Origin of the sequence: Bacillus sp. 7884-1 (assembly GCF_002272245.1) — a bacterium.
GTDB lineage: Bacteria > Bacillota > Bacilli > Bacillales > Cytobacillaceae > Neobacillus.
The window spans coordinates 1-14,734 of sequence record NZ_NPDD01000258.1 but is presented as its reverse complement, the minus strand read 5'-3'; the positions used below and the strand labels follow the sequence as shown (position 1 = coordinate 14,734).

The window sequence follows — 14,734 nt, the reverse complement described above, 5'->3', positions numbered from 1 at the left end:
CTGTTCGTTTTTAGAATTGATCTGAATAGATATGTAAAAGAGGGACGCCACAGTATCCCTCTTTTTTGCCGGTAAAAGTCCAGACACCTAAAAGAGACATTGATCTTAAAAAAATCAATGTCTCTTTTTATTCAGTAAATTCTTACCTCTAAAATTAGGAACTTGGTAATGCTATCTTCATTAAAAATTGGTATATAAAATGCTTGGAGTCATGATATGCTCCAAGCATTTTTCCTTGAGAATTCACTTAAAAAATTGCCTGCCAATATTAGAAGTCCGTTCGTCCGTACTTATAGGTGAAGCAATGACATTAATAAATAATATGTAGACCGGAAACAGCAAGGTAGACCCAAAAATTAAGAGACTAAATCTAGGAAAAAGGGTCACTCCTGTATTAAGAGGAACGAAGACAGTGAAAAAGTAGAATAACACAATAAAATAAGGTACCCACAGAATAAGTGTCCAATGATGGTGTTTTCTGCCGGACATCCACTTTTTTGTTAAGCTAAAAAAGATAAAGGTCGAAAGAAGAAGTCCAATAACATTAATAACAGCAATGACAATGTAAACATGGTCCCATTCAAAGCCATATAATTGACTAATATGAGAAACATTTATAATGAGTTCGATGGCAATAAACAACGCTAACGCGTATAAGGCACTGATTGTATTTAACTTTATAAAAAACTGCATCATAACCTCCGTCATTCAGTTAATCTCGTATTTCATTATACATCTTCTTAAAAGAAATGGGTTTGAATTCGAATTTTAAACCTCTTCAATAAATATTCGGCAGTTATATCCCACACCTGTATGCTTCCTTGCACTTCCGTTTTTATTAAAGTATTGGCTCTGTTATTATTCATTGTTGATTTTCGTGTAGGGTTGAGAATTCATAGGCGGAGATTTTCCGGCTATTGTATATAGAGCAAGCGTAAGAAGGTGATATAAGCGGAGATATTCCGGTTAACTGCTTTAAATAAGACAAAATCCATGGATTTGGATACAATAAGCGGAAAAACTCCGCTTATTTTTAAGGAAATATGGGTATTTCCCAATTTAAACGGAAATTCTCCGCTTATTTTCTAAACACAGTGAAATCAACATTCAGTTTTAACAGAGCCAAAGTATTAAATTTACCTACTGACCTTTAATCTGTTACTTAATTGAGACAGATTTTCTTACAGTCCAAAACCGAACAACAGGTCGGTAAAAGACCACTTCATTGGCATCTTTCACTTCAAATACAAGTTAGTTGGATATGCCCCACTAAAACAGGCGATACAGCGGCTGCTGGTGTCTGCTAAATCTACATCAACCGCCTCTAATAACCCTTCCGTACTTAAAAAAGCTAAAGAATCTGCTCCGATCACTTTCCCCATTGCTTGTTCTTGTTCATGTTTATTAGCAAATAGTTCTTCTTTTGTAGGCATATCCACTCCATAAAAACAAGGGTTTTTTACCATAGGGGAGCTGATTCGTACGTGGACCTCTTTGGCGCCTGCTTGACGAATCAATTGAACAATGCGTTTGCTTGTCGTTCCCCGAACAATTGAATCATCAACCAGCACAACTCTCTTATCCTCGAGAATTTCTCGTACTGCACTTAATTTTAGACGAACTGCCAGGTCGCGCAATTCCTGGGTTGGTTCAATAAAGGAACGGCCCGCATAAGGGTTTTTGATGATCCCCATTTCATACGGAATTCCTGATTGTTGTGCATACCCCATTGCTGCAGGAACACTAGATTCTGGCACGGCAACCACAACATCTGCTGGTGCTGGATGTTCTTTTGCTAGAATTTGGCCTAACTCTTTCCGGATGGTTAATACACTTCTTCCATGAATCACGCTATCCGGACGAGCAAAATAAACAAATTCAAAAGAACAAAGGGAAACCTCGCCTTTTTGAGCAAATCTTCCTGTTTGAACCCCCTTTTCATCAATGAGAAGCCATTCACCCGGTTCAACGTCTCTCCAGAACTTAGCATCTACCGCATTTAACGCACATGTTTCGGAAGCCGCGACAATAGATTCGCCAATTTTTCCGAGGCTAAGGGGGCGTAATCCATGACGATCCAGGGCAACGAGCATTTGTTTTTCTGTCATAATTAGTAAAGCGAATGATCCGTCAATCCGCTTAAGAACTTCAGGTCCAGCTTGATTAAAATATTTTTTACTTGACCGGGCGATAAGGTGGGCGATAATTTCTGTATCAGTTGTTGTTTGAAAGATGGCCCCTTGTTGCTGGAGCACTTTCCGTTCGATATTGGCATTCACAAGATTCCCGTTATGGGCAACAGCCAAATCACCCTCACTGTATTTAAAGACGAGGGGCTGAGCGTTTTGTAATAAACTTGCACCAGATGTCGAATAACGGACATGGCCAATGGCCATATTTCCGGTTAATCCATCAAGGGTCTCACGGGAAAAAACCTGCGTAACTAATCCCATTCCTCTGTGATGCCTGAATGATTTCCCATCAGTAGCCACAATTCCTGCACTCTCCTGTCCGCGGTGTTGAAGTGCATGAAGACCATAATAGGTTAAATGGGCAGCTTTGGGGTGATTAAAAACACCAAATACTCCGCATTTCTCCTTCATTTCTGAATCCATTTTGTCTGCCTCCCGTGATGTTCATTCCCTTATTTTTGGCGAAAGAAAAATTTCTATCCTTATATATTCATTTTCTAGTAGTCAGCGTGTAACGATAATATTTTGTTGGTTAATAAAAGTAAAGGAATGTCATTTAGGATAACTTAAAATCATCAGTAAAAAAAGTTTGTCTGATTTTAGGAGGGAAAAGCTGTGAAAGTAATTAAACCCGGCTCAACCATTGGCATTTTAGGGGGAGGACAGCTAGGAAGGATGATTGCTATTGCGGGGAGAAATATGGGATACCGCTTCAACACGTTAGACCCGACATCGGATTCTCCCTGCGGACAAGTTGCAGATCGTCAACTGCTAGCTTCGTTTTCCGACTTAAACGCCGCAAAAGAATTAGCACAATTCTCAGATGTTATTACGTACGAATTTGAGAATGTTGATTCTCATGTAGCCTCAATTTTAGAAACAACATCCTACGTTCCACAAGGAAGCGGGCTCCTTAAAATAACACAAAATAGAATTCGGGAAAAAACAACGTTACAGTCCTTCGATGTACCTGTAGCTCCTTTCAAGGTCATTGAAGCTGAAAAAGACATATACTCCGCTGCTGAAAGTCTAGGACTACCATGTGTAATGAAAACCGCAACAGGGGGCTACGATGGGAAGGGGCAGTGGGTTATAAGAAGTAAAGATGATATAAAAATGGCGGTTGAAGCTTGGAATAAAGCCGGTATCGACATGATCATAGAACAATTTATCCCGTTTAGCAAAGAATTATCGGTGATTGTTGCCCGTAATATACAGGGTCAAACTAAGACTTTCCCAGTAGCTGAAAATGTACATATTAATAATATCCTGCATCAGTCCATCGTTCCTGCAAGAATTACGAATGAGCAAACGATTCAGGCAGAAACGGTAGCTTTGAAAATAGCTGACTTCCTACAAGTAGCAGGATTAATTGCGGTAGAAATGTTCCTTTCGAATGATGGCGAAATAATCGTGAATGAATTAGCACCAAGACCACATAATTCAGGACATTATTCAATGGATGCCTGTATAACGTCTCAATTTGAACAACATATTCGGGCAATATGTGGACTGCCTTTAGGCGATACTACTCTTTTGAGTCCGATTATTATGGTGAATATTTTAGGCCAGCATGTAAGTAACGTGCTAGATAAAATCGACAAGCTTCCTCCATCGGCCAAAATACATTTATACGGTAAAAAGGAAAGCGTGGAAAATAGAAAAATGGGCCATATCAATTTTTTAGGTCCAACTCTCGAACATGTGAACCAGCAAATCAATGACCTCCAAATCTGGACATAAAAGAAGTCGTCTATTTGTTCGGTAAGACTGAGTAAAGGAGAAATATAATGGAAAAATTAGAAATGCTTTATGAAGGTAAAGCGAAAAAGGTATTTAAAACATCCGAGTCAGGAACGTATTGGATTGAATATAAAGATGATGCCACTGCCTTCAATGGCGAGAAAAAAGGGGAAATTGCTGGAAAAGGAACGTTAAATAACGAGATTAGTGCCATTTTTCTTAGTTTGTTGAAAGAAAAAGGTATGGACAATCATTTTATAAAAAAAGTCTCATCAACCGAACAAATTGTCCAAGAAGTGGAAATTATCCCCATTGAGGTGGTGGTTCGAAACATTTCGGCAGGATCACTTGCAAAAAGGCTTGGATGGGAGGAAGGGAAGGAACTCCCTCAAACGATAGTGGAATTCTACTATAAAAATGATGAACTAGGGGACCCTTTGATTAACCATGATCACATCGCGATCCTTGGACTGGCAACAGAGGAAGAATTAGCCAACATTCGAAAACAAGCTTTGAAAATCAATGAAATCTTGAACGAATATCTCTTAAACAAAGATATTATCTTAGTTGATTTTAAATTGGAGTTCGGTAAAACTCCAGCTGGAGATATCATCTTAGCGGATGAAATCTCCCCCGATACGTGTCGTTTTTGGGATGCCCATACAAAGAAAAAATTAGATAAAGATCGGTTTAGACGTGATTTAGGAAATGTAGAGGAAGCATATCATGAAATCCTACGGAGAATTGGGGGTAGTGTCAATGTTTAAAGCAACGGTGTATGTAACACTAAGAGAAAGTGTGTTGGACCCACAAGGGAATGCGGTTCACGAGTCACTGCATTCGCTTGGGTACGACGAGGTTGGAGATGTACGAATCGGGAAATACATGGAGCTTGAAATTAACAGTGATGAACAAACGGCAGCAGAAGAACGGGTAAGGGATATGTGTGAAAAGCTTTTAGCCAATACTGTAATTGAAGACTTTAGGTTTGATCTTAATAAGCTGGAAGGATAGGGGGGAGTAAGTTGAACTTTGCTGTACTGGTTTTTCCCGGTTCAAACTGTGATGTAGATATGTATAAAGCTATTTTAGATACGATTGAACAGCCTGTCGAATATGTATGGCATCTAGAAACGGACCTATCAAAATATGATGCGATTCTCGTTCCAGGAGGATTCTCTTATGGCGATTATTTGCGGCCGGGGGCTGTAGCGAGTCTGTCGCCTGTCATGGAGCAGGTGAAAATCGCAGCGGAGGAGGGAAAATTGATTCTGGGTGTCTGCAATGGATTTCAAATCCTGACCGAAGCGAATCTTCTGCCAGGTGCTTTAAGAAGAAATCACCGGTTGAAATTTCATTGTGACACCATTGACCTAATAGTCGAAAACAACCAAACTCCGTTCACATCAGACTATCGGGAAGGCGAAAAAATCCGGATTCCCATTGCCCATGGTGACGGAAATTATTATTGCGACCAAGAAACGCTGAAGTCTTTAGAAGAGAACAATCAAATCGTATTCAGGTATCAGGGAACGAATCCAAATGGTTCGATTTCCGAGATTGCAGGGGTAATCAATGAGAGAGGCAATGTGTTAGGATTAATGCCCCACCCGGAACGTGCCGTTCATAAATGGCTGGGAACAGATGACGGAAAACGTATGTTTTCATCTATTTTAAGTTACTGGAGGAAACAGCATGGCACAGCATAAAGAACCAACTCCTGAACAAATTGTGGAGCAGAAGGTCTATCGTGAAATGGGTTTGACGGAAGAAGAGTTTGAAAAAGTAATCGAGATTCTCGGGCGGAAACCGAATTATACCGAAACGGGCATCTTTAGTGTGATGTGGTCCGAGCATTGCAGCTATAAAAATTCGAAGGTAGTCCTCAAGCGTTTTCCGACTTCCGGCCCTCATGTTCTCCAAGGTCCTGGTGAAGGAGCGGGGATTGTCGATATTGGAGACCAACAAGCAGTCGTGTTTAAAATTGAAAGCCACAATCATCCATCGGCCATTGAGCCTTATCAAGGAGCTGCTACAGGTGTTGGAGGGATTATTCGTGATGTTTTTTCCATGGGTGCGCGCCCGATTGCGTTATTGAACTCATTAAGATTTGGCGAACTTGATAATCCAAAAACCAAATATATATTTGAAAATGTGGTCGCCGGTATTGCTGGATATGGGAATTGTATGGGCATTCCTACGGTTGGCGGCGAGATCTACTTTGATTCTTCTTATGAAGGAAATCCCCTTGTTAATGCTATGTGTGTGGGTTTAATAGATCATAATCAAATTCAAAAAGGCGTGGCGAAAGGGATTGGTAACCCAGTTATTTATGTTGGCGCGGCTACTGGAAGAGACGGCATTCATGGAGCGACCTTTGCATCAGAAGAGTTAAGTGAGATTTCCGAAGCAAAGCGTCCGGCTGTCCAAGTGGGCGATCCTTTTATGGAAAAATTGCTGCTGGAAGCGACTCTCGAATTGATAGCTTCTGGCCATGTGGTAGGGATACAGGATATGGGGGCAGCAGGATTAACGAGCTCCAGCTCCGAAATGGCAAGTAAAGCGGGAAATGGCGTTGAATTGGATCTTGATCTCGTTCCACAACGCGAAAAAGGAATGAGTGCCTATGAAATGATGCTCTCAGAATCACAAGAAAGAATGCTGGTGGTTGCGAAAAAAGGAAAAGAAGAAGACGTAAAAAAGATTTTTGACAAATGGGGACTTCACTCTGCTGTGATTGGCCGGGTAACAGATGATAACCAACTCCGTTTACTTCACAAAGGAGAGGTGGTGGCGGAAATCCCGGCAGACAAGCTGGCAGAAGACGCGCCGGTGTATTGTAAGCCCTCTAAAGAGGCTCCTTATTACCAACAATATTCATCCTTAGATCCCGCTCAAACAATAGCAGAACCAATTGACTATAATACCGTTTTAAAGCAGCTGCTAGCATCCTCTACAATTGCAAGCAAAGAGTGGGTGTATCAACAATATGACTATATGGTGAGAACCAATACAGCTGTCATACCTGGATCAGACGCTGCGGTCGTTGCCATCCGCGGCACAAGGAAAGCATTGGCGATGACGACAGATTGTAATGGAAGATATGTTTATCTTGATCCGTTCGTTGGGGGAGCGATCGCTGTTGCAGAAGCAGCCCGTAATGTCGTTTGTTCCGGTGCGGAACCTTTAGCCATTACCGATAACTTAAACTTTGGCAGTCCGGAAAAACCGGAAATCTTCTGGCAGTTTGAAAAGGCTGCTGATGGCATAAGTGAAGCGTGCCGTCAGCTTAATACGCCAGTCATTGGAGGGAACGTCAGTCTTTATAATGAGACAAACGGAGAAGCTATTTTTCCGACACCGACCATTGGAATGGTAGGTTTAATTAGAGATACCAATCATATAACGACCCAGGAATTTAAAAAAGAGGGGGATTTAATCTTTTTAATGGGGGAAACCAAGGCAGAAATAGGTGGTTCAGAATACCAAAAAATGGTGACAGGAAAAATTGAAGGCCGACCACCACAGTTAAACCTAGAGTTGGAAAAGAAGATTCAAGCTTTTACCCTAAAGTTCATTCAAGAAGGATTGGTGCAATCCGCCCATGATACAGCCGAAGGTGGTATCGCAGTGGCACTAGCGGAAAGCTGTATCGGCGGGAAGCTGGGAGCCGTCATTCATTTAACGGAAGAACTTCGATCAGACTTTAATCTTTTTAGTGAATCTCAATCTCGTATTATTATTTCGGTCTCACCGGAACATGGTGAAAGGATAAAGGAAATGGCGAAACAGCTCGAGGTACCAATAAAAGAAATCGGCATGGTTAAAGGGACGGAATTATCGATTACACATCATGGTAAGAACGTGATTTCTCAGCCGGTTGCTGAATTGGATAGGGCATGGAGAAATGCCATCCCAGACATTATGCGTTCGGGATTATTAAAAAAAATCAACACGCAGGAAATCTCTGAAAGTTTACCGTAAGGAGGGAAACAAATGAGCGATGCGTACCGCCAAGCAGGAGTCAATATAGATGCGGGCAATGAAGCGGTTGAAAGAATGAAAAAACATGTGAAAAAAACCTTCCGTCCCGAAGTATTAACTGGATTAGGAGGTTTTGGGGCTCTTTTTAAACCAGACTTAACGGGGATGGAAGAGCCGGTTTTTGTTTCTGGTACAGATGGTGTTGGGACCAAATTGAAAATCGCCTTTGCTATGGACAAGCACGATACCATCGGGATTGATGCAGTTGCCATGTGTGTAAATGATGTCATCGTCCAAGGGGCAGAGCCGCTTTTTTTTCTAGACTATCTAGCCTGTGGTAAAATCATCCCCGAAAAAATTGAATCGATCGTGAAAGGAATAGCAGATGGCTGCCTGCAGGCAGGGTGTTCACTCATTGGCGGCGAAACAGCCGAGATGCCGGGGATGTATCAGGACGAGGAATATGATATCGCTGGTTTTACAGTTGGGATCGTCGATCAAAAACATGTGATTGATGGATCCAAAGTCAAGGAAGGTCAGGTACTGATTGGATTAACTTCAAGTGGTATACATAGCAATGGGTTTTCACTTGTCCGAAAAGTTCTTTTGGAGGATGCTAAGCTTTCCTTAGGTGATTATGTGGATCAATTGGGAGCTGAATTGGGGGGCGTGTTACTCGAACCGACGAAAATTTATGTAAAATCGGTCCTTTCAACGGTGCGGAAATATCCAGTCTCTGGTCTGGTACATGTGACAGGCGGGGGCTTTTACGATAACATTCCACGAATTTTACCCGAAGGCTTACAGGCTGAGATAAGGGATGGATCATGGAAGATCCCACCGATTTTTTCCTTTATCCAAGCAACAGGCAAAATATCCGATTATGATATGTTCCGAACGTTTAATATGGGAATCGGGATGATTCTACTCGTTGATTCTGCAGACTCACGTGAAATTTTGGAGCACCTACAATCGTTAGGTGAAGATGCGTTTGAAATTGGTACAGTCCAAAAAGGAACCGAAGAAGTCGTATTCAAAAAGGAGTAAGTATGAAGATTGCGGTTTTTGCTTCTGGTACAGGTTCTAATTTTACAGCGATTTTGGAAGCCATCCAGTCTAAAAAAATTACGAACGTTCAAGTCGCTTTACTAGTCAGTGACCGCCCTCAAGCCCTAGCAGTCCAGAAAGCAAAAGATCATTCAATCCCGGTGTTTACTTTTAATGCGAAGGATTATCCTAACAAACAAGCTTATGAAGAAGAGATTCTTGAAAAGTTAACACAAAGGAAGGTTGATTTTATCGTTTTGGCTGGCTATATGAGACTTTTGGGTCATGTTTTACTCGAGGCATATGATAGAAAAATCATTAATGTCCACCCATCCTTGTTACCAGCATTCGCAGGGAAAGATGCCATTGGCCAAGCCCTCGATTATGGGGTAAAGGTGACGGGTGTGACGGTCCATTATGTAGATGAAGGAATGGATACAGGTCCTGTTATTGCACAGCGAGCCATTACAATCGATTTATATGAGACAAGAGAAACATTAACAAAAAAGATTCAAGAGCAGGAGCACAGCTTGTTACCAGAAGTGATCCAAAGTCTTGCCAATAAGGAGGCAGCAAAATGAAAAGGGCCCTGCTAAGTGTCTCTGATAAAACCGGAATCTTGGAATTTGCACTGGAATTACAAGCCCTTGGAGTGGAAATTATCTCAACGGGCGGTACGGCCAAAATGCTGGCTGAAAAGGGTGTGAAGGTAATAGGGATATCTGAGGTTACTGGTTTTCCGGAAATATTAGATGGACGGGTGAAAACCCTTCACCCCAATATTCATAGCGGTCTTTTAGCGATAAGGGATAAGGAAGAACATCGACAGCAAATCGAAGAACTGGGCATTCAGCCGATTGATTTAGTTGTGGTGAATTTATATCCCTTTAGAGAAACCATCTCAAAACCAAATGTCACCTATGAAGAAGCGATTGAAAACATTGATATTGGCGGTCCGACCATGCTGCGTTCAGCAGCTAAAAATCATGCCTTCGTTACTGTTGTAGTAGATGCATTAGATTATCCTGCCATCTTGAACGAAATGAAAAATGGCGGTATCACCATTGAAACGAAAAGACGGTTAGCGGCGAAGGTATTCCGTCATACTGCTGCCTATGATTCCTTAATTTCAACTTATTTAACGAAGCAAATAGGAGAAGAATGGCCGGACCAATACACCGTAACATTCGAAAAAGCCCAAGATTTACGATATGGAGAGAACCCTCATCAAAAAGCGGCGTTTTATCGTAACCCATTAGCAAAGTCAGGAACAATGTCCACCCCTGAACAATTATACGGAAAAGAATTGTCTTACAATAATATCAATGATGCGGATGCGGCTTTAAAATTAGTAAAAGAATTTGATCAGCCAGCTGTCGTGGCGGTGAAGCATACAAATCCATGCGGAGTGGGTATCGGAAACACAATCTATGATGCCTATCAAAAGGCTTATGAATCTGATCCTGTTTCCATCTTCGGAGGGATCATTGCTGCTAATCGTAAAATTGATAGGCCAACAGCGGAGAAGATGAAAGAAATATTCCTTGAAATTATTATGGCACCTGATTTTGATGAAGAGGCATTGGCAGTGTTGAAGGAAAAGAAAAACCTTCGCCTACTTCGAATTGGTGATGTAAGAATAGAAACAGAACCAGAATGGCTGCTTTCTTCTGTTTCAGGAGGAGTATTAATTCAAGAAGAAGATGTAAAGCAAATTCGTTCGGAGGATCTTCGAGTGGTAACCGAAAGAAAACCTTCGAAAGAAGAGATGGAACAGCTTCTTTTTGCATGGAAAGTGGTGAAGCATGTAAAGTCCAATGCTATTGTGCTGACAAAGGATTTTCAAACAATCGGTGTTGGTGCTGGTCAAATGAATCGGGTGGGTTCGGCGAAGATTTCCATTGAGCAAGCGGGAGCAAAAGCAGCCGGTTCTTTCCTAGCTTCTGATGCCTTCTTCCCGATGTCGGATACCGTCGAGGAAGCGGCGAAAGCAGGTATTACTGCCATCATTCAACCAGGTGGGTCAATTCGAGACGAAGATTCGATTGAAGCAGCAAATAAACATGGAATCGCCATGGTGTTTACGGGCATAAGACATTTTAAGCACTAGGAGGTAAGACGCAATGAAAGTGTTAGTTGTAGGGGGAGGCGGCCGTGAACATGCTATTGTTTGGAAACTGTCTCAAAGTCCTAAAATAAAGAAATTGTATTGTGCTCCTGGCAATCCTGGAATTGCAGAATTAGCCGAATGCGTTTCGATTGCTGTTTCAGAAATAGAGAAATTAGCAGATTTTGCAAAAAATGAACAAATCGATCTTACTTTTGTAGGACCAGAGGAGCCACTCTCATTGGGTATCGTTAATTATTTTAAAGAGCAGGGATTAGCGGTCTATGGCCCATCAAAGGAAGCTGCACTGATTGAGGGAAGTAAGGCGTTCGCTAAGGAATTAATGATAAAGTATCAGATTCCGACTGCTAAATATGCAGCGTTTACAAACTACGAGGAGGCACTAGACTATGTTTGCAGCGAAGGGGTACCCATTGTGATAAAAGCGGATGGCCTAGCTGCAGGAAAAGGTGTGGTTGTGGCAAAAAGCTTAGAAGAAGCTGAGGACGCACTTAAAAGTATGATGAAAGATGTTACGTTTGGTGCGGCAGGGGTGAGGGTGGTTATTGAGGAATTTCTCGAGGGGGAAGAGATGACCCTGCTCTCTTTTGTGAATGGGTCTACTGTGAAACCAATGGTGCCATCACAGGACCATAAGCCAGTGTATGATGGTGACAAGGGACCTAATACAGGCGGTATGGGAACATACGCTCCTTTGTCGCATATTGATTCCTCCATAACTGAGCGGATTATTGAGACAATCGTCCAACCAACCGCCGAAGCGATGGTTGCAGAAGGAGTGCCTTATGAGGGAATTCTCTATACCGGTTTGATGCTGACAAAAGAAGGACCAAAAGTCATTGAATATAATGCGCGGTTTGGTGATCCGGAAACCCAGGTTATTCTTCCTTTATTAGAAACAGATTTAGTTGACATTGTGACTGCCAGCCTCACCGGGGAATTAGAAAATATAGTGGTGAAATGGAAAGACAAGGCGGCAGTTTGCGTGATTATGTCTTCTGCTGGGTATCCCGGACCATACGAAAAAGGTGAAGTCATTTATGGATTGGATCAAGTCGTTAATCCATCGATTATTTTTCATGCGGGAACCGCTGAAAAGGATGGCGAAATCATCACCAGTGGCGGCCGTGTTCTAGGAGTGACTGCTGTTGGAGAAACGCTCAAAGAAGCACGAGAATTAGCTTACCAGTCAGTAGAAAAGGTTTCTTTTAATGGTGCTCATTATCGAACAGATATAGGATCAAAAGCATTCCATTGATTGGTTCCAGCTTAATAAAATAGGAAGTGTTAGTAAAACTCGAATACATACCTACCGAAAAAAGCGTTGCTTCAAGGTTCAGGGGAGCTGGGAAAAGTGATGATTATCAAGGCTCAGCGTCTTGGAATGTTTGAGATAAACCTGAGTTGAAGGAGAATCTTTTGCCCATCGCATTTAACCAACAACAAGTAGTCGCACCCCCAAATTTAGAATTAATCTGAATAGATAGTAAAAGGAGGGATTGTATATCATCCCTCTTTTTTGCTGATAAAAGTGCCTTGCACCTTTAAGAGACAATAATTTGAAAAAATTAATGTCTCTTCTTATTGAAGGAATTTTTTACCACTAAATACGTTATAACAGGAATGTATGTTCGTCTTATGTCAAGTAAACATATTACGGAAGGAACTTAGTGGAGAAAATTATGTAACCTTTAGTTCGCATCATTTTGTGAACAGTGCCTGACACTTTTTCTAAGGAATTATTCAAAAAATGAATCACCAAATAGACACATATATCCGTAAATAATACAATGAAATTGAGTGCAAAAAAGTCAAAAATAGAGTGAAAGGATGGTTGTGATGACATTTTTAGAAAAGATTAAACCACACTTAATGAGCGATGATAGTTTAATTCAAGGAACTGTACTTCGTGCCATACACGATTTACCAAATTTACTGGAAGAATGGACCATTGAATTACTTAGGGAAGCTTTTAAAGAAAAAGAGAAGATTTTAATGTATATTGAGAATCAGACGTTTAACGAGGAAGCAGTCAAAGTTCTGATAGATAATATCCCTGGGATGGACCAGTTCAAGATCCATTTAGCGATAAGATTGATAAACGATATTGAACCAGAATTTGCTCTAACATACAGAAAACCACTTGAAAGATACATAAGTAAGGAAAGATGGAAATTAATTGAGCTAGAAGTTAATGGAACAGAGGAAGAAGTATGCACAGAATATGAAAAAGCATTAACTGCCCTCGAACAAACAGAATATTATAGTTATGAACTATATAGTAAGGCGAAAAAACTGGCAGCACGCATAGTGAAAAATGGCTGGATCACGGTAGAGGAGATTGATAGGACGATAGAAGATAATTTAAATGAACAATGGTTTTCTTATAAAGGAATATTAACTATTTACATGATTGGATTACTAAGACTGGAAAAGTATATTCCATTATTGGCGAACTTGTTAGAACGGGATGAAGATTTATTATTAGAGGAAGTGCGCGATGCATTAATTCGGTTTCAGAGTGACGAAGTGGTTAAGTCGGTAGAACCGTATTTAAGGAAACCGGAATCGATTATTTTTGCAACCTCCGTTATGGAAAATATTAAATCAGACAGTGCTGTCCTTGCCTTGAGAAAGGCTTATCAGTCTGCAGAAGAATCTGAGGATCAGGATATGTTGATCGAAGCACTTTGTTTTCAATTTTCCTCCGAGGCACTTCCCGAAATAAGCGATCATATGAAAAAAGAGCACTTCTCAAGACATTATGATGTTGAAAAAACAGTCTATAGCTATTATTCCATATTAGGTGAACATCACCCTGACTTAGAAAAGTGGAGACAAACTGCATTAAAAAGAGATATGAACGATCAGACTGTAAATAAACAGAAAATGGTTCAAAATGGTACTGTTCATAAGGAAAATAAAGTAGGCAGAAATGATCCATGCCCATGTGGAAGTGGCAAAAAATATAAAAAATGCTGTGGGAAATAATAAGTATAAACCACAGGGACGGTATTCCTGGTATAAGACAGACAAAAAAGACCGCTAGAACCGTCCCAATGGTACCAAGTGGGTGAGATAAATGTTAATCCAATGTACGAAATCCTTGCTTGATCAGCTTGGAATAAAGAATAGTGACTTGCATTCTCCAGAAGGGCATGAGCAGTTTCCTAATAGCTTCATGGCATGGCACGCTAATTTTGTCACGATTGATAGAAAAAAAGCGATTATTTTGATGAATAATGAAACAAGGTATTCGATTGTTATCTATAGACCAAGTAAAAAGGATTTTTCCAAAATAAATGACTTAATTCGTGAGGCAATCATTACGGCCTTGCGAATGGAAGGTGTCCGTAAGGAAGTCATTGAAGCATATATGGAAAATGCAGGTGTCATTACATTTTCGAAAACGGCTAGTAGAAGCATGGTAGCAAAGATGAATATTGCGGTCCGTGAAATTGAGTTCACTCAAGAATATTTAGATGAAAATTCAAGAATTCAACGATATATTAGCATGATAACCGGTAGATTTATCCAATTATCAGGAAACGATCCAGGGTTTTACCCGATTGAAAAAATGCTCGAATGTCTCAGCCTTATTTATGGACAGGATGATCTTGAAGCTGTGGAGGATGTTCTC

General features: G+C 40.8%; 13 protein-coding genes. 11 read left to right on the top strand and 2 right to left on the bottom strand.

Annotation, left to right across the window (positions count from 1 at the left end; all coding sequences use genetic code 11):
- Window positions 1–243: 243 nt before the first annotated feature.
- Complete coding sequence (locus CHI06_RS26980; RefSeq protein WP_179292797.1) at window positions 244–708, bottom strand: hypothetical protein; 465 nt, start codon at window positions 706–708, stop codon at window positions 244–246.
- Window positions 709–1,235: 527 nt separating this feature from the next.
- Window positions 1,236–2,615 carry an amidophosphoribosyltransferase gene (gene purF / locus CHI06_RS26975; RefSeq protein ID WP_095251726.1) on the bottom strand — a complete coding sequence of 460 codons (1,380 nt, stop codon included), beginning with the start codon at window positions 2,613–2,615 and terminating at the stop codon, window positions 1,236–1,238.
- Window positions 2,616–2,807: 192 nt separating this feature from the next.
- Between purF and purK the strand changes: the two genes are divergently transcribed.
- The 11 genes from purK to CHI06_RS26920 form a co-directional block, all read left to right on the top strand.
- On the top strand, window positions 2,808–3,935 hold the full coding sequence (gene purK, locus CHI06_RS26970; RefSeq protein WP_095251725.1) for a 5-(carboxyamino)imidazole ribonucleotide synthase: 1,128 nt from the start codon (window positions 2,808–2,810) through the stop codon (window positions 3,933–3,935).
- A gap of 47 nt (window positions 3,936–3,982) precedes the next feature.
- On the top strand, window positions 3,983–4,702 hold the full coding sequence (purC, locus tag CHI06_RS26965; RefSeq protein ID WP_095251724.1) for a phosphoribosylaminoimidazolesuccinocarboxamide synthase: 720 nt from the start codon (window positions 3,983–3,985) through the stop codon (window positions 4,700–4,702).
- Entirely contained in the window at window positions 4,695–4,949 is a 255-nt protein-coding gene (gene purS / locus CHI06_RS26960) for a phosphoribosylformylglycinamidine synthase subunit PurS (protein ID WP_095251723.1), read from the top strand. The genes purC and purS overlap by 8 nt, the downstream gene beginning before the upstream one ends.
- Window positions 4,950–4,960: 11 nt before the next feature.
- A complete protein-coding gene (gene purQ, locus CHI06_RS26955; protein ID WP_095251722.1) occupies window positions 4,961–5,644 on the top strand; it encodes a phosphoribosylformylglycinamidine synthase subunit PurQ in 684 nt (227 codons plus the stop codon).
- Window positions 5,631–7,919 (top strand): phosphoribosylformylglycinamidine synthase subunit PurL, encoded by a 2,289-nt coding sequence (gene purL / locus CHI06_RS26950; protein WP_095251721.1) that lies wholly within the window; start codon window positions 5,631–5,633, stop codon window positions 7,917–7,919. The genes purQ and purL overlap by 14 nt, the downstream gene beginning before the upstream one ends.
- A gap of 12 nt (window positions 7,920–7,931) precedes the next feature.
- The gene (gene purM, locus CHI06_RS26945; protein ID WP_095251720.1) at window positions 7,932–8,966 is read left to right on the top strand and encodes a phosphoribosylformylglycinamidine cyclo-ligase; all 1,035 of its coding nucleotides are present in this window, start codon (window positions 7,932–7,934) and stop codon (window positions 8,964–8,966) included.
- 2 nt (window positions 8,967–8,968) lie between these two features.
- Window positions 8,969–9,547 (top strand): phosphoribosylglycinamide formyltransferase, encoded by a 579-nt coding sequence (purN, locus tag CHI06_RS26940; RefSeq protein WP_095251719.1) that lies wholly within the window; start codon window positions 8,969–8,971, stop codon window positions 9,545–9,547.
- Window positions 9,544–11,076, top strand: a complete 1,533-nt coding sequence (gene purH / locus CHI06_RS26935; protein ID WP_095251718.1) for a bifunctional phosphoribosylaminoimidazolecarboxamide formyltransferase/IMP cyclohydrolase — start codon at window positions 9,544–9,546, stop codon at window positions 11,074–11,076. The genes purN and purH overlap by 4 nt, the downstream gene beginning before the upstream one ends.
- A 13-nt stretch (window positions 11,077–11,089) precedes the next feature.
- Window positions 11,090–12,352, top strand: a complete 1,263-nt coding sequence (purD, locus tag CHI06_RS26930; protein WP_095251717.1) for a phosphoribosylamine--glycine ligase — start codon at window positions 11,090–11,092, stop codon at window positions 12,350–12,352.
- A 581-nt stretch (window positions 12,353–12,933) separates the two neighbouring features.
- A complete protein-coding gene (locus CHI06_RS31010; protein ID WP_095251716.1) occupies window positions 12,934–14,085 on the top strand; it encodes a YecA family protein in 1,152 nt (383 codons plus the stop codon).
- 91 nt (window positions 14,086–14,176) lie between these two features.
- On the top strand, window positions 14,177–14,734 hold a 558-nt coding region (locus CHI06_RS26920; protein WP_441296727.1), incomplete at its 3' end, for a DUF6933 domain-containing protein.